At 47.7% G+C, this 24,946-nt stretch carries 27 protein-coding genes; 22 read left to right on the forward strand and 5 right to left on the reverse strand.

The window, feature by feature from the left end:
- Positions 1 to 90: 90 nt before the first annotated feature.
- Together pyrH and frr are read left to right on the forward strand one after the other, a co-directional pair.
- Positions 91 to 822: a UMP kinase gene (pyrH, locus tag ACQY2K_RS01305; protein ID WP_177747115.1), complete on the forward strand. Its 732-nt coding sequence runs from the start codon at positions 91 to 93 to the stop codon at positions 820 to 822.
- A 68-nt stretch (positions 823 to 890) separates the two neighbouring features.
- Complete coding sequence (gene frr / locus ACQY2K_RS01310) at positions 891 to 1,454, forward strand: ribosome recycling factor (protein ID WP_428040447.1); 564 nt, start codon at positions 891 to 893, stop codon at positions 1,452 to 1,454.
- A gap of 61 nt (positions 1,455 to 1,515) precedes the next feature.
- Here the strand turns inward: frr and ACQY2K_RS01315 are convergent, their stop codons facing one another.
- Positions 1,516 to 2,001 carry a type IV pilin protein gene (locus ACQY2K_RS01315; RefSeq protein WP_428040448.1) on the reverse strand — a complete coding sequence of 162 codons (486 nt, stop codon included), beginning with the start codon at positions 1,999 to 2,001 and terminating at the stop codon, positions 1,516 to 1,518.
- A gap of 238 nt (positions 2,002 to 2,239) precedes the next feature.
- Here ACQY2K_RS01315 and ACQY2K_RS01320 point away from each other — a divergent pair, with 238 nt between their 5' ends.
- The 7 genes from ACQY2K_RS01320 to ACQY2K_RS01350 are packed head-to-tail and all read left to right on the forward strand — an operon-like array spanning position 2,240 to position 9,672.
- Positions 2,240 to 2,938 carry an isoprenyl transferase gene (locus ACQY2K_RS01320; RefSeq protein WP_428040449.1) on the forward strand — a complete coding sequence of 233 codons (699 nt, stop codon included), beginning with the start codon at positions 2,240 to 2,242 and terminating at the stop codon, positions 2,936 to 2,938.
- Entirely contained in the window at positions 2,935 to 3,651 is a 717-nt protein-coding gene (locus ACQY2K_RS01325) for a DNA alkylation repair protein (protein ID WP_428040450.1), read from the forward strand. Before ACQY2K_RS01320 ends, ACQY2K_RS01325 begins: the two co-directional genes overlap by 4 nt.
- A 52-nt stretch (positions 3,652 to 3,703) precedes the next feature.
- Complete coding sequence (locus ACQY2K_RS01330; RefSeq protein ID WP_428040451.1) at positions 3,704 to 4,525, forward strand: phosphatidate cytidylyltransferase; 822 nt, start codon at positions 3,704 to 3,706, stop codon at positions 4,523 to 4,525.
- The gene (locus ACQY2K_RS01335; protein WP_428040452.1) at positions 4,522 to 5,721 is read left to right on the forward strand and encodes a 1-deoxy-D-xylulose-5-phosphate reductoisomerase; all 1,200 of its coding nucleotides are present in this window, start codon (positions 4,522 to 4,524) and stop codon (positions 5,719 to 5,721) included. Before ACQY2K_RS01330 ends, ACQY2K_RS01335 begins: the two co-directional genes overlap by 4 nt.
- An 8-nt stretch (positions 5,722 to 5,729) precedes the next feature.
- Complete coding sequence (locus tag ACQY2K_RS01340; protein WP_428040453.1) at positions 5,730 to 6,851, forward strand: M50 family metallopeptidase; 1,122 nt, start codon at positions 5,730 to 5,732, stop codon at positions 6,849 to 6,851.
- Positions 6,838 to 7,920, forward strand: coding sequence for a flavodoxin-dependent (E)-4-hydroxy-3-methylbut-2-enyl-diphosphate synthase (gene ispG, locus ACQY2K_RS01345; protein WP_428040454.1), 1,083 nt, complete (start codon positions 6,838 to 6,840; stop codon positions 7,918 to 7,920). The genes ACQY2K_RS01340 and ispG overlap by 14 nt, the downstream gene beginning before the upstream one ends.
- Before the next feature lie 30 nt (positions 7,921 to 7,950).
- Positions 7,951 to 9,672 (forward strand): proline--tRNA ligase, encoded by a 1,722-nt coding sequence (locus ACQY2K_RS01350; protein ID WP_428040455.1) that lies wholly within the window; start codon positions 7,951 to 7,953, stop codon positions 9,670 to 9,672.
- A gap of 103 nt (positions 9,673 to 9,775) precedes the next feature.
- Here ACQY2K_RS01350 and ACQY2K_RS01355 read toward each other — a convergent pair whose 3' ends face one another.
- The 3 genes from ACQY2K_RS01355 to ACQY2K_RS01365 form a co-directional block, all read right to left on the reverse strand.
- Positions 9,776 to 10,309 (reverse strand): type IV pilin protein, encoded by a 534-nt coding sequence (locus ACQY2K_RS01355; protein ID WP_428040456.1) that lies wholly within the window; start codon positions 10,307 to 10,309, stop codon positions 9,776 to 9,778.
- 192 nt (positions 10,310 to 10,501) lie between these two features.
- Positions 10,502 to 11,374, reverse strand: a complete 873-nt coding sequence (locus ACQY2K_RS01360; protein ID WP_428040457.1) for an outer membrane protein — start codon at positions 11,372 to 11,374, stop codon at positions 10,502 to 10,504.
- Positions 11,375 to 11,519: 145 nt separating this feature from the next.
- The gene (locus ACQY2K_RS01365; protein ID WP_428040458.1) at positions 11,520 to 12,011 is read right to left on the reverse strand and encodes a hypothetical protein; all 492 of its coding nucleotides are present in this window, start codon (positions 12,009 to 12,011) and stop codon (positions 11,520 to 11,522) included.
- A 138-nt stretch (positions 12,012 to 12,149) separates the two neighbouring features.
- Here ACQY2K_RS01365 and ACQY2K_RS01370 point away from each other — a divergent pair, with 138 nt between their 5' ends.
- The 13 genes from ACQY2K_RS01370 to ACQY2K_RS01430 all read left to right on the forward strand — a co-directional run bounded on the left by ACQY2K_RS01370 (position 12,150) and on the right by ACQY2K_RS01430 (position 24,203).
- Positions 12,150 to 12,608, forward strand: a complete 459-nt coding sequence (locus ACQY2K_RS01370; RefSeq protein ID WP_177747146.1) for a ribosome maturation factor RimP — start codon at positions 12,150 to 12,152, stop codon at positions 12,606 to 12,608.
- Positions 12,609 to 12,650: 42 nt separating this feature from the next.
- A complete protein-coding gene (gene nusA, locus ACQY2K_RS01375) occupies positions 12,651 to 14,027 on the forward strand; it encodes a NusA N-terminal domain-containing protein (RefSeq protein ID WP_177747149.1) in 1,377 nt (458 codons plus the stop codon).
- On the forward strand, positions 14,005 to 16,299 hold the full coding sequence (gene infB / locus ACQY2K_RS01380; RefSeq protein WP_428040459.1) for a translation initiation factor IF-2: 2,295 nt from the start codon (positions 14,005 to 14,007) through the stop codon (positions 16,297 to 16,299). Before nusA ends, infB begins: the two co-directional genes overlap by 23 nt.
- A gap of 181 nt (positions 16,300 to 16,480) precedes the next feature.
- Entirely contained in the window at positions 16,481 to 16,792 is a 312-nt protein-coding gene (locus tag ACQY2K_RS01385) for a S8 family serine peptidase (protein WP_428040460.1), read from the forward strand.
- Positions 16,793 to 16,840: 48 nt separating this feature from the next.
- A complete protein-coding gene (gene gmk, locus ACQY2K_RS01390; protein ID WP_428040461.1) occupies positions 16,841 to 17,434 on the forward strand; it encodes a guanylate kinase in 594 nt (197 codons plus the stop codon).
- Between the two features lie 17 nt (positions 17,435 to 17,451).
- Positions 17,452 to 17,748: a hypothetical protein gene (locus tag ACQY2K_RS01395; RefSeq protein ID WP_177747162.1), complete on the forward strand. Its 297-nt coding sequence runs from the start codon at positions 17,452 to 17,454 to the stop codon at positions 17,746 to 17,748.
- 1 nt (position 17,749) lies between these two features.
- A complete protein-coding gene (locus tag ACQY2K_RS01400) occupies positions 17,750 to 18,682 on the forward strand; it encodes a uracil-DNA glycosylase (RefSeq protein ID WP_428040462.1) in 933 nt (310 codons plus the stop codon).
- Between the two features lie 6 nt (positions 18,683 to 18,688).
- Positions 18,689 to 20,659, forward strand: a complete 1,971-nt coding sequence (gene priA, locus ACQY2K_RS01405; protein WP_428040463.1) for a replication restart helicase PriA — start codon at positions 18,689 to 18,691, stop codon at positions 20,657 to 20,659.
- A 9-nt stretch (positions 20,660 to 20,668) separates the two neighbouring features.
- Positions 20,669 to 21,223, forward strand: coding sequence for a DUF805 domain-containing protein (locus ACQY2K_RS01410; protein ID WP_428040464.1), 555 nt, complete (start codon positions 20,669 to 20,671; stop codon positions 21,221 to 21,223).
- A 12-nt stretch (positions 21,224 to 21,235) separates the two neighbouring features.
- Positions 21,236 to 21,568 (forward strand): DUF805 domain-containing protein, encoded by a 333-nt coding sequence (locus ACQY2K_RS01415; RefSeq protein ID WP_428040465.1) that lies wholly within the window; start codon positions 21,236 to 21,238, stop codon positions 21,566 to 21,568.
- A 91-nt stretch (positions 21,569 to 21,659) separates the two neighbouring features.
- Positions 21,660 to 22,820 carry a tyrosine--tRNA ligase gene (gene tyrS / locus ACQY2K_RS01420; RefSeq protein ID WP_428040466.1) on the forward strand — a complete coding sequence of 387 codons (1,161 nt, stop codon included), beginning with the start codon at positions 21,660 to 21,662 and terminating at the stop codon, positions 22,818 to 22,820.
- On the forward strand, positions 22,820 to 23,785 hold the full coding sequence (gene mltG, locus ACQY2K_RS01425; RefSeq protein WP_177747177.1) for an endolytic transglycosylase MltG: 966 nt from the start codon (positions 22,820 to 22,822) through the stop codon (positions 23,783 to 23,785). The genes tyrS and mltG overlap by 1 nt, the downstream gene beginning before the upstream one ends.
- 70 nt (positions 23,786 to 23,855) lie before the next feature.
- Positions 23,856 to 24,203: a DUF190 domain-containing protein gene (locus ACQY2K_RS01430; RefSeq protein WP_177747182.1), complete on the forward strand. Its 348-nt coding sequence runs from the start codon at positions 23,856 to 23,858 to the stop codon at positions 24,201 to 24,203.
- 217 nt (positions 24,204 to 24,420) lie between these two features.
- On the opposite strand, the gene ACQY2K_RS01435 is transcribed toward ACQY2K_RS01430, so the two are convergent.
- On the reverse strand, positions 24,421 to 24,912 hold the full coding sequence (locus tag ACQY2K_RS01435; RefSeq protein WP_428040467.1) for a type IV pilin protein: 492 nt from the start codon (positions 24,910 to 24,912) through the stop codon (positions 24,421 to 24,423).
- Positions 24,913 to 24,946: the final 34 nt, after the last annotated feature.

The raw sequence follows: 24,946 nt of genomic DNA on the forward strand, positions 1-24,946 counted from the left end.
GCACAAAGAAAAGCCCACCCGCCCGCAGTATTTAGGCGCCGTTTTGTGGTAGAATAATAAAAATATCCGCTAAAAGCGAGGAGAATTTGTATGGAAACGTGTTGCTGCAAACCCCAGCACAAAAAAAGAGTGTTATTAAAATTGTCCGGTGAAGCCCTCATCAACGAAGGGCACCGTGGCATTAACCCGCAAGCCTTAAAAGAAATTGCCGAAGAAATTGCTGATGCTTACCGCTGCGGTAATTGCGAACTGACCATTGTGTTGGGAGGCGGCAATATTTGGCGCGGCGTTCGCGACGGCGGGGGTGTGATTGACCGCGTAAACTCCGACAATATGGGTATGCTCGCCACGGTGATTAATGCGCTTGCGCTCCAATCCGCGTTGGAAGAAGCCGGGGCACCCACCCGCGTACTTACGTCTATTAACATTTATCAGTTAGCCGAACCTTTTGTGCGCCGCAAAGCCTTGCGCCACTTGGAAAAAGGACGCATTGTCATTTTCGCGGGCGGCACAGGCAACCCGTTTTTCACTACCGACAGCGCAGCCGCCTTACGCGCCAGCGAAATTAACGCGGACGTACTGTTAAAAGCCACGCAGGTTGACGGTGTGTATGACAGCGACCCCCGCAAAAATCCCGAGGCTAAATTAATTCACAAAATCACTTACAAGGACGCTATTGCCCGCCAGTTGCAGTTTATGGATACGGCCGCCCTTGCATTGTGCTTAGAAAACAAAGTGCCCGTCCAAGTATTTAATCTGCACAAAAAAGGCAATATCAAAAGAGCGCTCTGCGGCGAAGATGTCGGCACGATTATTTACTAACACCGACTGACATATCAGTACGGAATTGCTATAATAAAGTAACATTTCACTATTAAGAGGATTTTTATATGGAAGGGATTACCAATCTGCTAAACAAAACAAAAAACAATATGGGCGAACACGTTGCACGCTTGGAACGCGACTTGGCCACTATCCGCACGGGCCGCGCCAGTGCGGGACTGTTGGAAAACATCCGAGTGGACTACTACGGAACGCCTACCCCGATTAAACAAATGGCTGTTATCAATATTTTGGATGCCAAAACCTTGGAGATCCAGCCGTGGGATATTTCTTCTTTAAACGATATTGACCGCGCCTTGCAAAAGGCCGACCTCGGCGCAAGCCCGGTAAACGACGGGAAAGTTATCCGCATTACTTTGCCGTCTATGACGGAAGACCGCCGCAAACAGTTGGCAAAAAACATTTCCAAAATGAGCGAAGATTTTAAAGTAGCCGTGCGTAACGAACGCCGCGATATACTGGAAAAATTGAAAAAAGCCCAAAAAGCGGCTGAAATTACGGAAGATGATTTGAAACGCTACGAAACCGACGTACAAAAAACGACGGATGCGCACATTGCCCAGATTGAGCAAATCATTAAAAATAAAGAAGCCGAAATTATGAAGATTTAGTTTTTTGGCTGGTTTGATAGATGTAAAAACCCCGGACTTATTAGCCCGGGGTTTTTTAATATTATTGAGCGTTAGCCAATCCTTGGGATTTAAGAGACTCGCAAAACGGTTTAAATTTACTGGATGAACCATCCGCACAGGTACGAGTTCCGTCAGCTTCCCAACGAATAATACTCCCACCGTACAGGTCACTGTCCACATGAATCCACCAACCACCAAAAGAAGGTGACAAGTGGGCAAAAATACGATACTGATTGGGTGATTTTCCTACTCCAATATAAATAGAATTCTTTGTTCTACCCGGAAAATCCAAATCCAACGAGTCTAGTGTTGTTCCATAATCAAAGGCTTGCCCAGATGAAGGCGCACCGTTGGCTAACAGATACAAGTTGAGTGCTTTTTCAAGTGAACTCATAGTGGTAATTACTTCCGTTAAGCGGGCTTTTTCCACCGCTTTTTGATATTGCGGCATAGCCACCGCCGCCAAGATGCCAATAATAAGTACAACTACCAACAATTCTATAAGGGTAAAACCCTTTTTATTCATTTTTATCTCCTTTTCAAACATTTATATTTGAGCAAAAAACCTTCTTTGCACATTTTTATATGGCAGATACATAAAGAGATATACATCCTAATAATATTCCTATTTTAATAAAAAAAATAAAACGAAACAACCCTTCTTTTAAAACCATTTCCGCCGCCAATACGCAAACCCTAGCGGGGTTTCCCTTAAAATAACACCGCCTTACCCGCCGCGCCGCTAAATAAAGTAAAATATAAATATGTCCCAAGAAATACAAAATACTACTCCCCGCCACGTTGCTATTATTATGGACGGAAACGGCCGCTGGGCCAAAGAGCGCCGCTTTCCGCGTTTGGCCGGCCACCGCGCCGGGGCTAATGCGGTGGAGCGCACCATAAAAGCCGCCAAGCAGGCCGGGGTGGAATTTTTGACCTTGTATGCTTTTTCTACCGAAAACTGGTCGCGCCCCCAGGACGAAATAGACGGCCTTTTTAAACTCTTGGAACAAACCTTGGACCGCTATGCCAAAGATGCCGCCAAACACGGAGTAAAACTGCTAATTAGCGGCAGCCGGGAAAAACTCCCCCCCGCGGTATTAGAGAAAATTAACAAAGCAATCACTTCTACCGCCCAAAACACCGCGCTAACCCTCAATTTGGCTCTTAATTACGGTGCCCGGCAAGAAATCACCCAAGCCGTAAATACGCTTTTAAAGCAAGGCAAAACAGCCGTATCTATGGACGATATTTCGGCGGCTCTTTATCAACCGGCCCTGCCGGACCCGGAACTGATTATCCGCACGTCCGGCGAGGAGCGCCTTTCTAACTTTTTATTATGGCAAGCCGCATACAGCGAATTCTATTTTACCCCGGTGCTTTGGCCAGACTTTGGCGAAGAGGAATTTAATAAAGCGCTTACCGAATATTCCCACCGCACGCGCCGCTTTGGAGGAATATGATTACCCCGGTTACCCGCTCCCGCGCCGAAGAAATGCTCGCGCGCATCAAACGGTTTGCCACCGCGGCTACCAAAAAGCAAATGCAGGAAAGATTCGGCATCTGCACAGATAAGGCCGTCGGCACGACAGTTACCACCCTGCGCGCCTTGGTAAAGGGCCTGCCCAGACCGGACCAAGACCTTGCCGAAGCCTTGTGGCAAAGCGGCATCCACGAGGCCCGCATTATGGCCTCTATGTTGGCGGACCCGGAACAAATGACACGCGAAAAACTGGACAACTGGGCGAGCGAATTAAATTCCTGGGATATTTGCGATTTATGTTGCGGAAACCTTTTTTCCAAGGTAAAAAACCCTTTAAAACTGGCTGAACGCTGGATAAAAAAAGAGGACGAATTTGTCCGCCGGGCAGGCTTTGCCATTATTTGTTCGTTATCGGCTCCGCGCGCCAAAACCACAGATGAGGACCTTATCAAACTGTTGCCGCTTATCAAAAACCACTCGTGCGACCCGCGCCCAATGGTACATAAAGCCGTCAACTGGGCCTTGCGTAATATCGGCAAAAAAAATCCGCGCCTAACCCCGCGCGCCGTAGCGTGTGCCAACGAAATTTTAGACCTCTACCCCGACAACCGCTCTGCCCGCTGGGTGGCACACAATGCCCTTTGGGAGTTAAATTTACCCAAAACCAAAGTAATGGTAGCCAAACGGAAATAAAAATCTGTTTTTTCCCCTCTGCTAATCTCCCCCAATATGGTAAAATAAAGATATGCTATTACCGAGAATCATTACTGCCCTGATTGGGGTCCCTGTTGTTTTGGCCGCTATCCACTTTGGCGGCGCGATTTATATGGCCTTTGTCGGCTGTGTAATTCTGTTTTGTTTGTATGAATACGGCCTTGTTCTTACCGCCGGGAAAAAGCCCGTCCATATGCCGGCCTTGGTGCTTTTCGGCCTGTTAATGGCTGTCGTGGCGATTGTCGGCCGTATGCCCAGCGTTTCCGAACTGCCGGATAACTTGTACCCTTTTGCAATCAGTGTAGTAACCTTCGGCGTGCTTTTATTTGAAGTATTAACCCCCAAACGCTCGTGGGACCGTGTATGCAACACCTTTACAGGCGTATTTTTTATGCCGTGGGCCTTGGCGCACCTTATCAATCTGCGCGATATCCCGCAGTACGGCGAATATTTAACACTTTTTATGATTATTACCGTGTGGGTAAGCGATACAGGCGCGTATTTCTGCGGCCGCTTTCTGGGCCGCCACAAATTAAATGTGGAAGTCAGCCCCAAGAAAACGTGGGAAGGCGCTGTCGGCGGCACGCTGCTTGCCGTCGGTGCAGCGGTGCTTATGGCGCACTTGTTTTTATCCAATACTCTTTCGGTTAAAACCGCCGTTATTTTGGGCTTGTTGATTGCCATAGTGGGCCAGGTATCCGATTTAGCCGAATCGGTAATAAAGCGCTCCACAGGTGTAAAAGATTCCTCCAATTTGCTCCCCGGACACGGTGGATTTTTAGACCGGTTTGACTCTTATTTGCTGCTCGCGCCGCTTTTTTATTATGTGGTTCTTTACACGATTAAACTATGAAAAATATCGTAATTTTAGGCTCCACCGGTTCTATCGGCACTTCTTCCTTGGACGTAATTGCACGGTTAGGGAAAGAGTACCGCGTAATAGCATTATCGGCTAATAATAATACCGATTTATTTTTAAAGCAGTTGCACACTTTTAAGCCTCGCTTTGCGGCGGTGTTAAACCAGGCCAGTTACGAAAAAATTAAAGACCAGGTCCCCGCCGCCACGCGCCTTTTGCCGCCCGAAATAGAAAGTTTAATGTTTATGGCCTCCTTGCCGTCTGCCGATTTGGTGATAAACGGCGTGGTCGGTGCCGTGGGATTTCAACCCTTAGTAAGCGCGATTAAAGCCGGAAAAACGGTGGCTCTCGCAAACAAAGAACCAATGGTAATGGCCGGCAGAACGTTAATGAAAGAGTGCGAACGCTGGGAAGCCGCTATTTTGCCGGTGGACAGCGAACCTTCCGCCATTTTTCAATGTATGGCGGGGCTGGCCGATGAGCATTCATACCACCGCCACACGCAGGATATTTCCCGCGTCTTTTTAACGGCTTCCGGCGGACCGTTTGCCAAACGCAAGGCGGCCTTGTCCACTGTTACACCAGCCGAAGCCTTAAACCATCCGCGTTGGCATATGGGCAAAAAAATCACCATAGATTCCGCTACCTTAATGAATAAGGGGTTTGAATCTATTGAAATTATGAACCTTTTTAATTTGCCCGAGGAAAAGGTGCAAATTGTAATTCATCCGCAATCTATCGTCCACTCGGCTGTGGAATTTAACGACGGGGCCATTTTGGCCCAAATGGGCGAGCCGGATATGCGCGTACCGATTCAGTATGCAATTACCTACCCGCACCGCGCCCCTGGGCCGGTAAAAAAATTAAATTTATTTGAAGCCGCTAAATTGGAATTTTTTGAGCCTGATTTTGAGCGCTTCCCTTGCCTGGCTTTGGCTTTATCGGCCTACCGCCAAGGTGGTATTATGCCCGCTGTGTTAAGCGCGGCAGACGAAGTGGCCGTAGATGCCTTTTTGAAAGAACAAATCAAGTTTACGGATATTTCCAAACTGATTTACACGGTGCTTAAAGGGGCCCCCCACACCAGCGGGGATGCAACTCTCAACCAGGCATTAGATGCTGATGCCTGGGCGCGTGAAGCCGCGCAGGCTTGTCTGGCAGATAAAACCTATAAAAAGGCTTCTATTTAGGAGAATAAATGCTACTATCCATTATTGCTGTTATTGTTGCTTTAAGCCCGATTGTCATTGTTCACGAATTCGGGCATTACCTGGCTTGCCGCCTGACGGGAATCCGCGTAAAAGAATTTGCCTTTGGTTTCGGCAAAATTCTTTGGCACAAAAAAGTGGGCGATACAGATTATCAGGTGCGGGCTATCCCTTTTGGCGGATTTGTTGAACCGGCCGGACAAATGTTCCACCCCCAGGATGCTCCCGAACCGCCCAAACCGTATGAATTTGCGGCTAAAAAATGGTATGCCAAATTTTTTATGGTGGTAAACGGTGCTTTATTTAACTATCTGCTGGCCGCTCTTATCTTCGGCGCACTGATTTACATTAAAGGGATGCCGGAAACAGACGGAGCCAAGATGCCCGCTGTTATCGGGGCGGTGGCTGAGGGCTATCCGGCCGCCGAACTGGACCTAAAAGCAGGGGATAAAATTTTGTCCGTAAACGGTGTTCAAACAGCAAACTGGCTGCAAGTTGTAGAAGAAATCGGCAAGCGCCAAGGCGATTTAACGCTTACTTACGAACGCGGGGATAAAACTTTAACCGCTACCGCCAAGGCGGACTCCTTTAAAAAAGATGCCCCCACCGTACTGGGTGTAACCGTAGAGGTAATATATCAACCCGTTCCTTGGTGGAAAGCCGCCGGGCTTGGGTTTTACCAATGTTACTACTGGACCAAGTTTTCGCTTACCTCCTTAACGCAAAGTTTCGTTAAAAAGAAAGCCCCGGAACTGGCCGGCCCGGTAGGTATTGTAAATATTATTCACCAAGCGGTACACCGCAGTTTATTAGATTTTGTATTTTTAATTGCTATGCTGTCCGTAGCGGTGGGGATGTTTAATTTATTTCCTATTCCGATACTGGACGGCGGATATGCCCTTGTCTATTTATGGGAAGGGCTTACCAAAAAGTTACCGACCGAAAAAACGCTTAATATCGCGGTAAATATTGGTATGTATCTTTTAATTTTACTCGTGGTGTATGCCACCTATTCGGACGCGAAACGTATCTTCTTTAAGCCCAAAGCCGCCGCGGCGGCACAGGCCGCGCCCGAACAAACACCCGCGGAGGCGGAAAATGTACAAAAGTAGAGAAGTAAAAGTCGGCCCGTATATTTTGGGAACCGGCCACCCTGTGCGTGTACAAAGTATGTGCAACACAGACACGCGCGACGCCGCCAAAACAGCGGCGCAAATCTGTGCATTGGAAGATGCCGGATGTGAAATCAACCGTGTAGCCGTGCCCGATATGCAGGCGGCGCAAGCCATCGGCGAAATCAAAAAACGTATTCACTCCCCCCTGGTGGCGGATATTCACTTTGATTATAAATTGGCCTTGGAAGCCATCAAACAAGGCATAGATAAAGTGCGCATCAACCCCGGAAATATCGGGGCGGTGGAAAACACCAAAGAGGTGGTAAAAGCCGCCTTGGACCACGGCGTGGCTATGCGCATTGGGGTAAATGCGGGGAGCGTAAAATATTTAAAAACCGTTCAGGGCAAAATGGACCTGACCGACGAAAAATGGGCCGAAGTAATGGTCAACGAAGCCCTGGAACAAGCCAACATTTTGGAACAGTTGAACTTTAAAAATGTGGTCGTTTCGTTAAAGTCCGACAATTTCAAACGGACGGTACTGGCCAACGAACTTTTTGCAAAACAAAGCGATATTCCCCTGCACATCGGGCTTACGGAAGCGGGCAGTTTTTTAAGCGGCACTGTTAAAAGTGCAGTAGCCTTGGGCACTCTTTTGCAAAAGGGGATCGGCGCGACAATACGCGTTTCCTTAACCGAGGACCCGCGTATGCAGGTACGCACGGCTTACGAAATTTTAAAGGCGCTCGGCCTGCGTGAATACGGCCCGAACCTGATTTCCTGCCCCACCTGCGGACGCACGCAAGTAGATGTAACGGGAACGGTACACGCCTTGGAAGATAAAATTTATGCCGACAAAGACCTGTTAAAAAAGGCCACCGGGCTGAAAATTGCCGTAATGGGCTGCATTGTAAACGGCCCCGGCGAAGCGCGTGATGCCGATTTCGGCATTGCGGGCGGCAAAGGCGAAGGGTTATATTTTGAACACGGTCAAACGATGTTCAAACTCCCGCAAGAAAAATGGGTTGATTTTTTAATTGACAAAATCAACACCTGGAAGAAATAAATTTATAAGAAACCATAAAAAGGACATAAAATGAAATTATCAAACTATTATATTCCTACTTTAAAAGAAGCCCCCAAAGATGCGGATAACCTGTCCGCCAAATTAATGATTCGCGCCGGGCTTGTGCGCAAACTGGGCAGCGGCCTGTACGAGTGGTTGCCGCTTGGCTTTAAAGTGCTGAAAAAAGTGGAGCAAATTATTCGCGAAGAAATGAACCGCGCGGGCGCCAACGAAATTTGGATGCCGATTATCCAACCCAAAGAACTCTGGGAAGAAAGCGGCCGGTGGGAACACTTTGGAGACCAACTCTTAAAACTGGAAGACCGCAAAGGTGCGGGCTTCTGCGTTTCCCCCACCGCCGAAGAAGAAGTAACCGACCTCGTCCGTAAAGATTTATCCTCTTACAAACAACTCCCGGTCTGTCTGTACCAGTTCGGCACTAAATTCCGCGACGAAATCCGCCCCCGCTTTGGCGTAATGCGCTCCCGCGAATTTTATATGAAAGATGCCTATTCCTTTGCCGCTACCGACGCGCAGGCCGACGATTGGTATCAGCGGATGTATGATGCCTATCAACGCATTTTTACGCGCTGCGGCTTTAAATTCAAAGCCGTAGAGGCCGATACCGGCGCTATTGGCGGCAATTTCTCCCACGAGTTTATGGTTTTGGCCGACAACGGCGAGGATGCTATCGCAGATTCCGATTGCGGTTATGCAGCCAATACGGAAAAGGCCGCCGTCAAATGCCCGGAATTTCCACCGTTAAACGAAGATGAACTGCTGCCTATGGAACAGGTTTCCACGCCCAAGGCTTACACGATTGAGGACGTGGCAGATATGCTCAAAGTGCCGACCTCTAAACTGATTAAACTCCTTTTGTTTATGGCCGACGGCAAGCCTGTGGTGGCCTTGATGCGCGGCGACCACGAACTGAACGAACCCAAATTCCGCGCGTTTTTAAAATGCACCGAACTTGTAAAAGCAGATGAAGAAACCTATACCAAGATTACGGGTTCCTTTGTGGGCTTTGCAGGGGCACAAGGCTTAAAAGAGAAACATCCCGAACTGCCCATTTATGCCGACAACTATGTAAAAGGGGTGATTAACGGCGTGTCCGGCGGGAACGAAAAGGACGTCCATACAAAAAACGTTACACCGTTACGCGATATTAAAGTAGATGAATATTGCGATCTAAAAATTGCTTCTGCGGGTGATATCTGCCCCCATTGCGGCAAACCCTTTACATTTACGCGCGGGATTGAAGTAGGCCACGTTTTCAAACTGGGCACTAAATATTCCAAGGCAATGAACGCCACGTTCTTGGACGAAACACAAAAGGCCCAACCGATGATTATGGGTTGCTACGGCATTGGTGTAGGCCGCGTGGTGGCCGCTGCCATTGAACAATCTCACGACGACAACGGTATCATTTGGCCCGCGCCGCTGGCTCCGTTTGATGTAGCATTAGTTGCCATTGATTACCACTCTAACCCCGAAGTAAAAAAACACGCGGACGAAATTTGCGCCGCGTTGGAAGCCAAAGGGTTAGACGTGTTGTTAGATGACCGCGACGAACGCGCCGGCATTAAGTTTAAAGATATGGACTTAATCGGCCTGCCGTACCGCCTGGTGGTCAGCAGCCGAACGGTGAAAGACGGCCAATGCGAATATAAAAAGCGGACCGATAAAGAAGCCGTCCGCTGGAATTTGTCCGAAGCGGTGGAAAAGATATTAACCGCCACAGGTAAATAAAAAATTCAAAAATCCCCAGAGAAATTTTAAACTCTGGGGATTTTTATGCCAACAAGGATTCCCCCATATCTTATGGGGAAATCCTTTAATATATGCTACTCATTTACTCGGTATAACACCGGCTGGAAGACAGCGTGGCTTCACAGACCGAATCTTTTTTCAGAAACCCAAAAGAACCGCACATCTTTCCATCAACATAATCTGAACAATACATACGCCCACTAAAAAGAGGGAGAGAAAATTCGTACCCATTATTGCCATCAAGCAAACGACGAACATTTATGCAAGGATGCCCATTATAAAAAGATCTAACGTTATAACTAAAATTTTTCGTAGAAAAATTCGTGCCTGTTGCCAGAGTTCCATTAGCATTTGTAAAGGAAACGGAAAGTTCGTCCAGCGGATACATCACATCGGTAGTCCCCATCTCCATATTTCTAATTAACTCCGCTTCATAGATTTTTTTCATTGTCGCCTTCGCTTCTGTCGCACGGGATTTTTCCACGGCTTTGGTATATTGCGGCAGGGCCACCGAAGACAAAATGCCAATAATTAACACAACTACCAACAATTCTATAAGAGTAAAGCCCTCTCTTTGAAACATTTTCCCCGGTAGCCTTTGTTTTGTATATTTCATCCAAATTCTCCTTTTTACCAGTTTTTAGTTTAGTCTAACAAAAAAAATCAGCAAAAGCAAACACTCATATAATATAGAAATTAAACAAGTGTTTTTAGGCTTATAAAAAGTTCCGAATTCACAACTGAAACAGCACTCACAAAAAGAAAGGGAACCCTTAGCAGGTTCCCTTTCTTTTAATAATCTGCTTTCTTAAAACCGCATACCAAGACGCAAAAAGAGCGAGTGGAACTGCAAGTCATTATTGCGTCCAAAGTCGGACAGGTGTTTATCACTAATAAACGCATAGGTATAGCGGTATTCCAAGCCGGCAAATAAGTCGGTAGAAATATCATACTGCAAACCTAACCCCGCATAAAAACCGGTTCCCCATTTATCCTTACTGGAACGGTCGCCCGCGTCGGTAGTGGTCTTCATACGCGCTTGCATCATTCCCCAACCCATTGGCAGGTAAACGCGCCAATTATCCCACGCGTTTAATGTGTAGCGCCCGCCCAAGGCAATAGAGTGCAAGTAGAAGTCTTTATAGTTGCGGGCTTGGCCGTCTTTGTTGTGGCTCTTGGTGCCCGGGTGGAGCATCATATAATCCAGCCCCATTGCAAAGTTGGGCGTCATATTCCACAGCATATTCATATTCGCGCCGAATCCGTTTTTGGCGTAGCGGTCTTTGCGGTCGTCTTTATTAAACGTATAAGAAACACCACCCGCCACAGACACTTCCATATCCCTTTCGTTCACACGCGCGGCTTTGCTGGGTGTATATTCATCATACAGCACCGCATTGGTAGTGGTGGAACCTTGTGCATTGGTAACGGTCTGCTCCATTACGCCGTAGTCCGTGGTACCGCGCTTGTCAGTGGCGGACACGTTATAAACGTTCGTAGTGGTGGTGGTTGCATTAAGACGAGGCTCACCCTTTTTTAAGGATGCTGCATTGGCTTTTTGCGTGGCGGCGGCACCGGCTTTATGTTGGTAAGCCGCCCCGGAAGTTTTGCCCCCTTGGGCAGAAGCGGACGAGACACCCAACACCAGCGCCAAGACCGCAATTAATACAGTTTTCTTCATTTTTCCCCCTATAAAAAATACTTCTGTTTTGTTACGGCTACTACTCTTTTATTGTAAACAACACACCTCTTCCGCGCAACCGCAAAAATGGATTAGTTTGTAAAAAAACCCGGGTACAAGCCCGGGCAAATACTTTTTATCAGTTTTATAACTTCTTTTGCCGAAGTGTTCCTTTGTAGAAGGGTTCCTCACACTCACCAGCATATAAAAAACCCTTTTCTTCATAATACGCATTAATTTTTTTTGCTCCGGTCCTACAATCAAGCCGCAAAAATTGCTTTTTTAGTTCCCGCGCCTTCATTTCAGCCTGGTGTAAAAATTCAGCACCGGCCCCCGGTTTATCCACCGCCGAGGCCAAGTTATGTACATACCACGCGGGGGCATCTTCAAATCCTTTCCAGCGCGGGTCTTTATCTAATAAAACGGCCGAAGCCACCAACCGGGACTCCTTAAAAAGCCCCCACAACCGGCCCAGACGGGCGGCATTTTCAAAATAAGCCAAATTGTAGCGGGATAAATAATGCGAGCGCGCCCATTGTTCAATTCTCTTGGTTTCCAACCACGTTACACGCTGCTCCACCAAGGCTAATGCCAATACGGCTTTTGCCGGATATATCTGCATAAAAGAAATTGTCATATAACTATTATACTTTTTAGCAAGAAAGATAAATATTTGACACATTACTCCCTATATGTTATGATATGAGTGTTCTAGAAAGAGCGGCTTGGCAACAAGCCGCTCTTTCCATAATAAGGCTCTACAAAAGGAGTAAATATGAGAGACCCCAAAACCATTGAAGAAACCGTAGCCCGCGCACTTGCCCAGCAAGACGTGGAACTGGTGGATTTAATTATCCAAAACCAAGGAAGAAAGAAACTTTTACAGTTTTTCGTAGATAAAACCGGCGGCGTAACGCTGGATGACTGCGGCGAACTGACCGACAAAATTGATTCCATTTTGGAAATGGAAAACTTGATTGACGGCGCTTATATTTTAGAGGTATCCTCCCCCGGAGTGCAGCGCGTACTGAAAAAGCCCGAACACTTTAAACGCTTCGTGGGCCAACGCGCCAAAGTTGTGCTTAAAATACCGTTGGAAGGCCGCGGCAGTTTTACGGGCGTTATCGCCTCGGCGGAAGACGACCACTTTGTGCTTGATGACGGAACCAACCAGTTCCGCTTCTCGTACGACAATATCAAGAAGGCCAATTTGGACCCGGTCCTTGAATTTTAACCCCGCTGCGGTATTAAACCGAGCAAAAAGGAGATTATCAAAATGGAAGGAAGTGCAAAAGATTTAGTGTTAGCGTTAGAAGGTTTGGAAAGAGAAAAGAACATCAAACGCGAAGACATTTTAAAAACGATTGAAGATGCCTTGGTGTCCGCCTTGCGCAAAAACTTGGGCAAAACCGCCCAGATTTCAGCCAAAATTGATGTAGAAAGCGGCTCCATTAAAGCCTTTCAAACGCTAAATGTGGTGGAAGTAGTAACCAACCCGGAAATGGAAATTGACGTGGAAGGAGCCAAAAAATACTTAAAGGCCCCCAAAGCCGGCGACGTGGTAACGATTACCTTGGAAGTGGAAGATTTCTCCCGCATTGCGGCGCAAATTGCCAAACAAGTGTTAATTCAAAAAGTCCGCGGCATTGAACGCGACAATTTCTACAAAGAATTTAAACCCCGCGAAGGCGAAGTAATCACAGGCTCCGTGCGCCGCTTCTCCGACCGCGACATTATCGTAGATTTGGGAAAGGTGGAAGCCATTTTGCCGTATTGCGAACAAATCAAAAAGGAACGCTATGTAAACGGTTCCCGTGTAAAAGCCATTATTGCCAAGGTGCTTAACCAAAACGATTTGGCCAATATCGGCGACGACCCGGTGCTCTCCCGCTACAAATCGGCCGCGTTCAAAATGGATAAAGGACAACGCGGGCCTTACGTTATTTTATCCCGCGCCAACGGTAAATTCTTGGAAGAACTTTTTAAAGTGGAAGTGCCCGAAATCAACGAAGGCATTGTGGAAATCAAAAATGTACAGAGAGACCCCGGTTTCCGCGCCAAAGTAATGGTGTCCAGCATTGACAGCAAAATTGACCCTATCGGTACTTGCGTAGGTATGCGCGGTATCCGCATCCGCGCGGTAATGAACGAACTATCCGGCGAACGCATTGACCTGATCAACTATTCCGACGATATTTCCACCGTCATTATGAACTCGCTGGCCCCGGCTAAGGCAGACTTTGTAAAAATTGAAAGCCTCACCGAAAAGAAGGCCACCGTTATTGTGCCGGATGACCAGTTGGCTATCGCCATTGGGAAAGATTGGCAAAATATTAAACTGGCCTCCAAACTGACAGGTTGGAACCTGGAAGTAAAGAGCGAATCCCAAAAGGCAAAAGAAGGCAAAGAAGCCACCGCCGCCGTACAGGCCACCTTGGCTGATGTAGAAGGTATCGGCCCCAAAATGGCGGAAGTATTGCAAAAATCCGGCTTTACAACCGTAGAACAAATTGCCGAACTTGATGTGGAACACTTGTCCACGGTTCAGGGCATTGGCGAAAAAACAGCCGCAAAGATTATTGAGGGCGCTAAAAAATATTTAGCGGATAAGTCCACACAGGAGGAAACTAATGACGACAAAGAAAACAACTAACACCGACGAAGAATCCTCCGCCAAGAAGAAAACGGCTGTAAAAAAGACGTCCGCCAAAAAAACAACCGCTAAAACGACGGCTGCAAAAAAAACTACGGCTAAAAAAACGGCCGCCAAAACGACGGCTGCAAAAAAGACGGCAGTTAAAAAAACGCACGCAAAAACAACGGTTAAAAAACCGGCTGTCAAACCCGTTGCCGAAGATATAATGACGGAAAAGGAACAGGCCGCACCGGTTCAACCGGCGGCGGCAGCAAAACCTGCTACCCAACCGCAAGAGCAAAAGGCCGTCAATATGCCAAAACCGGCCCCTGTCGCTCCCGCACCGAAGCCTGCACCAGTAACCCCGGCTCCGAAAGCGGCCCCGGTACAGCAGACTGCGCCCCAAAACCGCCCGCAGGAGAACCGTCCGCAGGAAAGCCGCCCGCAGGAGAGCCGCCCTCAGGGTCCGAGACACGGACACCATCATCATCAAGCGCCCGTGCAAGAGGCTCCGGCCAAAGACCCGAAGGTTATCCGCATTGTAGGACAACCGACGGTAAAAGAATTGGCCGAAAAGATGAACATCAAAACAAATGATTTTATCAAAAAGTTAATGATGATGGGCATCTTCGCCACGATTAACCAGCGGTTAGAAAAAGATATGCTGGAACTGATTGTGGACGAGTGCGGCTTTAAAGCGGAACTGGCGGAAGAAGATTTAAGCAAAGAAACCGTCGCGCTTATGGAAACGCCGGACGACCCGGCCTCCTTAAAGCCCAGAAGCCCCGTTATTACCATTATGGGCCACGTGGACCACGGTAAGACGAGCCTTTTGGATGCTATCCGCAAATCTAACGTTGTTGCGGGTGAAGCGGGCGCTATCACGCAGCACATTGGCGCGTACCGCGTAACCACTCCGCGCGGCACACTGACGTTTTTAGACACTCCCGGACACGAAGCCTTTACGGCAATGCGTGCCCGCGGTGCCCAGGCCACGGATATTGTGGTGCTCGTGGTGTCCGCTACCGACGGTATTATGCCGCAGACCATTGAGGCTATGGAACACGCCAAAGCCGCCGGCGCGCCTATCATTGTGGCAATCAACAAAATTGACTTGCCCGGTGCCAATCCGGACCGCGTCAAACAAGACTTGGCCGCCCGCGGGCTGGTGCCCGAAGAGTGGCAGGGCAACACCATTTATGTAGAAATTTCAGCCAAAAAGAACATCAATATTGATAAACTCTTGGAAATGATTTCCTTGCAGGCCGAAATGATGGAACTGAAAGCCAACCCGGACCGCCCGGGCGTGGGTGTCATTTTGGAAAGCAAACGCGATAATAAACGCGGTGTCGTGGCAACCGTGCTGGTACAAAAAGGCACAATGAAAATAGGCGACCCGTTTATCGTGGGGACCAACTACGGCCGTATCCGCGCGCTGATTGACGAAAATTCCCAACGCTACCAAAAAATCGGGCCAAGCGTTCCGGCGGAGATTTTAGGCATCAACGGCGAGCCGCCGCAAGTGGGTGATACACTCTACATTATGGACAGCGAAAAGGAAGCCCGCTATGCCGCCGAAAAACGTAAACTGGCGCAGAAGGAAGACTCTCAAGCCCACCGCAAACAAGTTTCGTTAATGAACTTGGCGCAAAAGGACGAAAACGGGAACCGCGTTAAAAAGTTAAGCCTTATTTTAAAGGCCGACGTGCAAGGCTCCATTGAGGCCATCAAGGACGCACTCCTGCGTATTCCGTCGGACGAAGTGGAATTGGATATTATCCTCTCCGCCCCGGGCAACATCAACGAGTCCGATATTCTGTTGGCTAAGGCCAGTAACGCGGTGGTAATCGGTTTCCACGTGGACGTAGAGAACAAGGCCCACGCCGAAGCCGAACGCGAAGGCATTGAAATCCGCCTTTACACCATTATCTTTGAACTGCTGGAAGATATCAAAGCCGCGATGGAAGGCTTATTAGAACCCGATGTGGTGGAAACGGTTGTAGGTACAGCCACCATTAAAAAGGTAATGAAACTCAGTTCCGGCTTAATTTCCGGCTCTCTCGTAGATAGCGGCAAAGTGGTACGCGGCTACGAAGTGCGTATCAAACGCAACGGCGAAGAAGTGGGCCACGGCAAAATTGGTGGCTTAAAACGCTTCAAAGACGATGTAAAGGAAGTGGAAAAAGGATATGAGTGCGGTATTTTGATTGAAGGGTTCAAAGGCGTAGCCGAAGGCGACGTAATTGAATGCTTCCGCAAAGATAACGTAACGCGCAGAATTAAGATGTAAGATTAATTCAAGCGCAAGCCGCAATTATCGTTTAAGCATTGAAGCCCTGCCCCTTGGCGGGGCTTCTCTATACTCGCGGATTGTAACGCGCAGAATTAAGATGTAAAATTACCCCCCCAATGCAAAAGCCGTGGGAATTCTTATGCCTAAATTTTTCCCCAAACTCTGCTATAATGTAATTATGAAGAAATTATTTTTTATCTTTACAGTTTTATTTTCGTTGGCGGCCTGCCACACCGCCCCCAAAACAGCAGACAACCATGGCCCCCAAAACCGTACCTTAATTATTTTTTATGATGCCCAAGTAGGCAAGGAGCCGCTTTTTAAGGCTGCACAAAAATACGGCTCTGAAATTCTATATGATTATAAAAATTTAAACGGCGCCGCCGTGCGCGTGCCGGATAACAAAACGCCCGCCAAGGCCATTAAATATTACAAAAGAGTGCCGGGCGTGCTATCTGTGGAAATAGACAAACGGACTTATTTAATGTAAAAGCCCCGGTTACTTTACCCAAGCCTAAATATTTACTAAAATATATCAATGAAGCCTTTTCCTATTATTGTTTCTTCGCCCTCTGGGGCAGGCAAAACTACGATTGTAGATGCGGTCTTAAAACGCGATAAATCCGTTTCGCGCGTGATTACCGCCACCACCCGTGCACCGAGAACCGGCGAAAAAAACGGAGTGGACTACCACTTTTGGACGATTAAACAATTTGAGCAGGCAATTAAAAAAGGCCAAATGTTGGAGTGGGCCCAAGTGCATACGCACTATTACGGAATTCCCAAAAAATCGGTAGATGACCTGATGAAAAAAGGCATTTGCCCCATCTTGGTTATTGACGTACAGGGTGCACGCACGGTAAAAGCCCAATACCCGAACGCGGCCACCGTCTTTATCGTTCCACCGAGTTTAAAAGAACTCAAAAACCGCATTTTGCGCCGTAACGACAATACGCAGGATATTGAAATCCGCTTAGAAACGGCAAAAAAAGAAATGCAGGAACTGGACCGTTACGACTATGCCTTGCTCAATGACGAACTGGCGGAGGCCGTGGATAAAATGGCCGGAATTGTAGCCGCGGAACAATGCCGCGTATGCAGACAAGATTTAAAAATTAAAAATCTAAAATAAAACTTGCGAGGGATAATATGTCTTTTAAAAACGACAAAGAATTTGATGCCAAACTTATGAACTTTGACGGCGACCGCTACGACGTAGTCGTCTTGGCATCTATGTGGGCCAAAGAACTCAAAAAGAAAGACGAATACAAACATCAGCCCAACGCCGTCGTTATCAAAGTGGCGCTGGACGACATTTTGTCCAACCGCGTTTCCAAAGAAGAAGTTTTAACCGTGAGCAAGAAAAACCTGGAAGCCGAACTCAAAGCCCAGGAAGAAGCCCGTAAAGAAGCGGAACGCAAAGCCAAAGAACCGATGAAACTGTAATATGGCCCAGGATTCGCTGCGCCGGTTGGCAGGAGAACTGCGACGTTTTATTGCCAATCAGGAAGAAGACGAATTTATTTTAACGGCCGTGCCACAGCGCGCGGCCGATATTTTACCGTCTGCATCCGTTCAGCCTGCTGCGCAGGAAGCCTTGCCCAAAATGCCGGAGGGCGAAACTTTAACCGTGGAATTTACCCGCAAGCCTAAAAGCATTACCCCCTCTGCGGCGGTTGAGGTTCAGCCGACCGACGGAACCGGCCAAGCGGCCGACAGCCAAATCTCTTTATCCGGGAGCCTTATGACCACCGCCCAAAAAACAACCGCTTTGGCCGAACTGGCCGAAACAATTAAATCCTGCACCCGTTGTCCGCTGGGATCCTCGCGCTTAAACGCGGTACCCGGGGAAGGAAATGTAGATGCCGACCTAATGTTTGTGGGAGAAGGCCCCGGTTTTGACGAAGACCGCCAAGGTCGCCCGTTTGTAGGCCGCGCGGGGCAATTATTGGATAAAATGATTGCCGCTATGGGGTTAAAACGGGAGCAGGTATTTATTGCCAATATTGCAAAATGCCACCCAATGACGGACCCTCTCCATCCCGAAAAACACGGCAATGACCGCGCCCCCAATGCCGAAGAAATCGCCTGCTGCCGCAAATATATTGAAAAACAGATTTCCATTATCTGCCCCAAATATGTCGTTGCGTTGGGAGGAGTGTCTGCCAAAGCACTTATTGCGGACGCAAAATCTTTGGGTGCCTTGCGCGGCAAATTTTATGATTTACATTTAGACAGCGTAACCTTGCCCCGCCCCGTTAAAATATTGGCCACGTTCCACCCCGCCGCCCTCTTGCGCAACCCCGGGTGGAAAAAAGATGCGTGGCTGGACCTGCAAATGGTAATGGCGGAACTGGGCTTAAAGGGCGCCGCCAAATAACCCCTTATGTATTGCAAAGTTGTTTTTGACGTACCGCTGGACCGCGATTTTGACTACCTGGTGCCTGATGAATTGGCTGCAAAGGCTGTTCCCGGTGTGCGCGTAACGGCTCCGTTCGGGCGGATTTTAACGGGAGGTATGATTGTATCTGTCAGTGATGTCCGTACCGCACCCGAAGATATGAAATTAAAAGAAATTGTCTCCGTGGTAGATGAACGCCCTTTGTTTGGCTCCGATTTATTTCCGTTAGCCCGTTTTATGAAAACGCACTGGGGCTGTCCTGTCGGACAAATCCTTTTTTCGCTTATTCCTCCCCAACCTTATTTTAAAGTAGATAATTCCCCTGTTTCTATACATATTGATATAAAAACACCGGCTTTTACGCTGACTTCTTCCCAAGAGAACGCTTTAAAAACTATCCGGGCTTTTCCCGCCTATGAGTTTCACCCCGTGCTTTTTAACGGGCCTGCATACACCGGCAAAACTGAAACGGTGCTACGCTTGGCAGGCGACGTATTGGCCGGCTATGGGCAAACTTTAATTACCGTACCCGATATCGTAGCCGCACGACAGTTCATAGCGGAGGCAGAAACGCGCTTTGGTGCAAATAATGTATTTTGCTGGCACAGCCGTATGCTTTTATCCAAAAAGAAAAAGTATTTTTCCGCCATTTCCAACGGACTCCCCTGTGTGGTAATTTCTACACGTTCCGGGGCCTTATTACCCTTTAAAAACCTGCGGCTGGCCGCCGTTTTGGACGAAGGTGATGATAATTATAAGCAAGAGGAAAATAAACCTTATTACCATTTACGCGATTTATTAATGTTCCGCGCACAGGCGCACGGGGCGGTGTTGGTTTTTGCCTCTGCCACACCGAGCGTGGAAATGCTTAAAATGGTACAAAAGAAACAAGTTTTGCAAATTCCGTTTACCGGGGCTGTACCGGGGCATCATTTTTCCCCTCAAATTAAAATCACCGATAAAAAAGGCGAAAAAAGCCGCTTTCTATCCGACTTTTTGGTTCGCCAACTGACCGAAAACCTGCAAAAAAAAGAAACTTCTCTTTTAATTTTAAACCGTCGGGGCTACTCTACGGCTTACTATTGTTTAAACTGCGGCTCTTATGCTAAATGTAAAAAGTGCGGTGCCATTTTATCACGCGAAAACACCCCCGAACACGGAGACCGTTTGGTCTGCAAAAAATGCGGGCACACCGAAAGTTTACAGCAAGAGTGCCCCCAGTGCCACAACCTGATTTTTAAATCACGCGGCGGAGGCACGCAAAAAATCGTTACCGAAGTACAAAAACTCTTTCCCAAGGCTAAACTTTTGCGCCTGGATTCTGACACTTTAAAAACAAAAGCGGGGCAAGGCTTTGAAGCCTTAAATGCGCTAAAAACCGGAAATGCAGACATTATTGTCGGCACACGCCTGGCCTCCGGCGCGTTACGCGGGGCCAAAGTTACATTAGCCGCCGTATTGGACGCGGAATTGGAACTGGACGGCCCGGATTTTCGCGCTTCCGAAAAATACGGTCAAATGCTCTTTGGCTTACGCGGGCATTTGTCGGGAGTTCCAGACGGAAGGTTAATCATCCAAGCCGCCGACAAAGAAGCCTACGACTATTCCCCCCTCTTATCCGGTGATTATAACCAAACCGCAGAAACAGAACTGCTTTTGCGCGAAAGTTTTTCCTATCCGCCCTACACGCACCTAATTAAAGTGCTTATCAAAGCCAAAGATACAACCCTGTTAAACACCGAAACAGCCAAAATCAAACGCTTGGGGCATACCCGCGCCATAGAGGTATTAGGCCCGGTGTGGTGCGCCAAAAAAACGGACGTATTAAAAAAGCAGTATTTACTGTTTAAAACGGACGAAGCGCGCTGGCTTGATTTATTGGCGGTGCTGGATTCCTACACTCCCGCAAAAAAAGTTACAATAAAAGTAGCAGCAGACCCGTACGATTTTTATTAAGGAGTTTTTATGGACTGGAAACATTACTTTCGTTTTGCCCCGCGCGCCAACCGCCTAGAATTTGCCTGCGTGGGAGCCTTGTGGCAGGGTTTAGGCTTGATTTCCCTTGTTTTGCAAACGCTTGTGTTGGGAAATTCTGCTTCGCTTTCAGCCGGAGCGTTGTTTTCAAGTTTGCTGTTAAGTCTTGCGCAACTTGCCCTTAGTATCTTGATGGCTTGGTTGGCTTTTGCTTCGTTTTCGCGCCGCCTGCACGATATGAATTTATCCGCCTGGTGGATTGCCGGATACATTATCCCCGTAACAGGAGTATCCCTTTTCTTTCAAGAAAAATGGTGGCTGTTTACGCTTTTGGGGCTTATAGTTTGGCTCTTTTTGTGCTTTAAAAAAGGCTCTCCGGACGAAAACCGCTTCGGCTCTGTAACCGTGCGCAGGCAAGAAAAGAAACCGTTATTAATAGTTTTTGCGGTTTTAGGTTTATTGTTTGCGTTGGGACAAACAGTCTATTCCCGCTGTGTGCTGATGCCGCGCGCATTGGCCGTTACGCAACAAATGCAATTTAAATAGGAGAATTACACTATGGGATTTTTCGGAAGATTACCAAGACTTGGCTATTTGCTCCGGTTATGTATTATCAGCATATTTTACGCGCTTGGCGGACTGCTCGTTCACTTGGCTTTGCCCGGAGAGGGAACATCGCTCTTGGGCCTAATTTGTCTTTTTTTGGGGAGCGGTTTTGTGCTTTTGGCACTTCTGCTGTGGTGGTTTGCCACCGTGCGGCGGTTTCACGATATGAATTTATCCGGCTGGTGGTTTATTTTGGCTATCCTTTTTCCTCCTGTTGTTACACTGGTGCTGTGTTTTTGGCCGGGCACACGCGGATATAACCGCTTCGGCTCGCCTTGGTATTAACCTTTTCCGTCCGGCCCTGATTACCGGGCGGTTTTAGTTTGTATATGGTAAAATATAGAAGATAACCCGTTTTTATATTATGGAGAAAACAATGACTTTGGAAGAACAAATAAACTTTTTAACGCGCGGCTGTGTGGACGTAGTATCCAAGGCGGACCTCGCCAAAAAATTAGAAAGCGGCAAAACCTTAAAAGTAAAACTCGGCTGCGACCCGACCTCCGCCGATCTGCACTTGGGGCACAGCGTGGCACTTTCTCTCTTACGCAGATTTCAAGATTTAGGCCATAAAGCAGTTCTCGTTATCGGCGATTTTACCGCCGCGGTGGGCGACCCTTCCGGCCGCGATTCCACCCGCCCGGTTTTACCGCGTGAAAAAATTTTAGAAAACGCCAAAACCTATACCGAACAGGCTTTTAAAGTATTGGACCCGTCCAAAACCGAAATCCGTTTCAACAGCGAGTGGCTGGACCCTTTCGTAAGCGGGAAAGATTTACTCCAAACTTTGCAAAAAGTAACCGTAGCCCAGGTGCTGGAACGCGACGATTTCAAAAAACGTATGGCTTCGGGCAACCCCATTAGCCTTTTGGAAGTATTGTACAGTTTGTTCCAAGGGCAGGACTCCGTTGCTTTGCAAGCCGACGTGGAATTAGGCGGAACGGACCAAATTTTCAACCTGCTAGTGGGCCGCCAACTGCAAAAGAACAACGGGCAGGAACCGCAGGTAGCCATTACGGTACCGCTACTCGTGGGGTTGGACGGTGTAAAGAAGATGTCCAAATCTTACGGCAACTATGTGGGTTTAAACGACGCACCGAACGATATGTTTGGCAAATTAATGTCTATTCCCGACGAATTAATGCCAATGTACTATGAACTTTTAACGTCCGAAAATATGGACGAAATCAAAGCAATGCACCCGATGTCCGCCAAAAAGAAATTAGCCGGCATTATGGTTACACGTTTCCACGGAGAAGAAGCAGCCAAGGCAGCCTTGGAAAACTTTGAAAAGGTATTCTCCAAAAAGGAACTTCCTACGGATATGCCCGAATTTAAAGCCGAGGACGGCGCGCTTCTTTCCGCCATTATTTTTGCGGCGGGCGCGGCGCAAAGCAAAAACAAAGCCCGCGGACTCATTGAACAAGGTGCGGTACGTTTAAAGGGTGAAAAAGTCCCGCAGGACGGGCCGCTGCATTTTGAAACCGGTGATGTATTGCAAGTGGGCAAGCGCCATTTCTTTAAATTGGTTAAATAATGAAAAAATTCCTCTTGCTTTTAATCTTGTTTTTCTGCCTGGTAATCGGTGGTTGCTGGGCAGTAAAAACTTGTTTTTTAAGCAAGGGGAAATTAGTTGTAGTAACCATTGAGCCGGGTGCAAGCGGTTCTTCCGTAGCGCGTACACTTAAAGAAAAAGGCATTATCAAAAGCCAATTTTTCTTTAAATTAATTTTGCGCCTGACTTCTTCCGCGCGCGACTTAAAGGCCGGGCGCTTTGATTTGCGGGAAAACACCTCGTCCTTTGAAGTTATCAACTGCATTAAAAGCGGCAAATGCACCCACTACGAAAAAATAACTGTTTTGGAAGGGTGGCGAAGCGAAGAAATCGCAGAAGCATTAGCCGAACGCAACATTACGGACCCGCACGCCTTTTTGGATATCGTGCGCCAAAAAGATTTAGAAGGCTATTTATTCCCCTCCACTTATTTATTCGCCGAAAATACCCCGGCCCAAAAGGTGGTGGACGAAATGTTACAACAGTACCGTAACCACATTTCTCCGCTTTTTAAACAATACAAAACGGACTTAACCGAAAAACAAGTGTTGACGGTAGCCTCCATTGTGGAGCGGGAAGCCATTGTGCACGACGAACGCCCCAAAATTGCGGCGGTGTACTTAAACCGTTTCCGTATAGGCAAACGGTTGGAAGCCGACCCAACCGTACAATATGCGCTGGGCTTTAATTTAAGAGAAAACCGCTATTGGAAAAAAGGCCTGACCTATTCGGACCTGAAAACAAAGTCCCCATACAACACCTACCGCAACGCAGGGTTGCCCCCGGGGCCGATTTGTAATCCAAGCAAGGAATCTGTACTGGGCGTACTTAACCCGCAAGCCGGCTTTGAAGCGCTCTACTTTGTGGCAGACCACGGCGGGAGGCACGTTTTTTCCCGCACGTTTGATGAGCACCGCGCCCATATCCGCCGAATCCGCGGCAAATAATTTGTCTTTACAAACCTCCCCTGCAAGTGCTACGATACCCAAAAGGGATACTTTCCCGGGGGAGCGTACTATGCAAAAAGCAAAATTACTTAAAATTTACGTCAGCAGCACGGACACGATTAATCACGTTCCGCTCTACGAAATTATTGCCAAAAAAGCGCAAGAATTTGGACTGGAAGGAGCCACCGCGCACCGCGCAATGCTCGGGTTTGGGCCAAGCACCAAACTGCGCTCGGCGCATTTTTTGGAACTGGTGGAAAAATATCCGGTGCTTATTGAAATGGTGGACGAGCCTGGCAAAATTGACAAGTTTGCCAAGACTATTGAACCGGTATTAAACAGCCAACCCAAGGGGTGCTTAATGTTGGTGCAAGACATTGAGGTTTTATTTAAAAAGCACGGCACCAAGGCCCAATAGGACTGCGGACGGCGTGCTGCGCGCCTCCACTTCTCCGCGCCCTTTTGATTAATGGAGCCACACTGTTTTTGTAAGATTGCAAACTAACAAAACAGCAATTCCCGGGGAGAAACACTCCGGGATGACAACAAACAGCCCATTAGGCAACCGCCACTTTACCCACAAAAAACTCCCCGATACTGTTGTACCGGGGAGTTTTTTCAAGTTGCTAGCAAAACTATTTGATTACGCCATTTGCAGAACCGTTAGCAATAGATTTGCACATAGCGGTTGTCGTAGTTGAAGGATCAGTAGCAGTCTTTTTGCACGTGCGGGTAATAGCACCGTTATTAATATTTAATACAATAGCATATTGGTTATCACCTGTGGTAATCTTCTGACCACCATTGGCACGAGTAGCATCTGCTGTGAAAGCAGTCGCCGAAGCCGCCGTAGCCGTTATCACAAAGTTCTTCGTGCTTACAGTGGTGGGAGTTGTGGAATTAACCCCAGGCAACTCAATATCCAACAGGCTCAAATCCGTCGTATAACTGCCCGTGCTCATTTTATAAATTTCTTCGGCGTTAGCCAAACTACCCAAGAGGGTAATGGCTTCCGTCGCGCGGGATTTTTCCACCGCTTTGGTGTATTGCGGCAACGCCACAGCGGACAGAATCCCAATAATCAACACTACTACCAAAAGTTCAATTAACGTGAAACCTTTATTCATAATATTCTCCTATTGTTTTTTGTGCGCCCAAACG

This window comes from Candidatus Avelusimicrobium fimicolum, assembly GCF_021632165.1.
In the GTDB taxonomy this organism is placed as follows: Bacteria; Elusimicrobiota; Elusimicrobia; order Elusimicrobiales; family Elusimicrobiaceae; genus Avelusimicrobium; species Avelusimicrobium fimicola.